This is a genomic window from Nostoc sp. KVJ20, assembly GCF_001712795.1.
Taxonomy (GTDB): domain Bacteria; phylum Cyanobacteriota; class Cyanobacteriia; order Cyanobacteriales; family Nostocaceae; genus Nostoc.
In genome coordinates this window covers 6,279-6,898 of record NZ_KV757684.1, presented here as the reverse complement: position 1 = coordinate 6,898, position 620 = coordinate 6,279, and the positions used below count along the sequence as shown (strand labels likewise).

The following is a 620-nucleotide window of genomic DNA, read 5'->3' as shown; positions in this document are numbered from 1 at the left end:
TGCAAAGCTCTTTGGTAGGCGGAGATCGCTTCTTCCAACTTCCCTTGATTGTACCGCACTCGCCCCAGGTTATTGTGAGCGTTTGCATAGTTTGGGTCAATTTGCAAAGTTCTTTGGTAGGCGGCGATCGCTTCTTTCACTTTCCCTTGTTCGTACAGCGCATTCCCCAAGTTGTAGTGAGCAGTAGCATTATTTGGGTCAATTTGCAAAGTTCTTTGGTAGGCGGCGATCGCTTCTTCCAACTTCCCTTGACCGTGCAGCACTAGCCCCAGGTTATTGTGAGCAGTAGCATTGTTTGGGTCAATTTGCAAAGTTCTTTGGTAGGCGGCGATCGCTTCTTCCAATTTCCCTTGTTCGTACAGCGTATTCCCCAAGTTATTGTGAGCGCTTGCAAAGTTTGGGTCAATTTGTAAAGCTCTTTGGTAGGCGGCAATCACTTGTTCCAATTTCCCTTGACCGTACAGCGCCTTCCCCAGGTTATTGTGAGCGATTGCATAGTTTGGGTCGATTTGCAAAGCTCTTTGGTAGGCAGCGATCGCTTGTTCCGATTTCCCTTGACCGTACAGTGCATTCCCCAAGTTATTGTGAGCCATTGCAAAGTTTGGGTCAATTTGCAAAGC

1 protein-coding gene is annotated in these 620 nt (G+C 47.7%); it reads right to left on the bottom strand.

Annotated elements, in window-relative coordinates; translation table 11 throughout:
- Positions 1 to 593: tetratricopeptide repeat protein (locus A4S05_RS28455; protein ID WP_256091217.1), on the bottom strand; the 593-nt coding region annotated here is incomplete at its 3' end.
- Positions 594 to 620 lie beyond the last annotated feature (27 nt).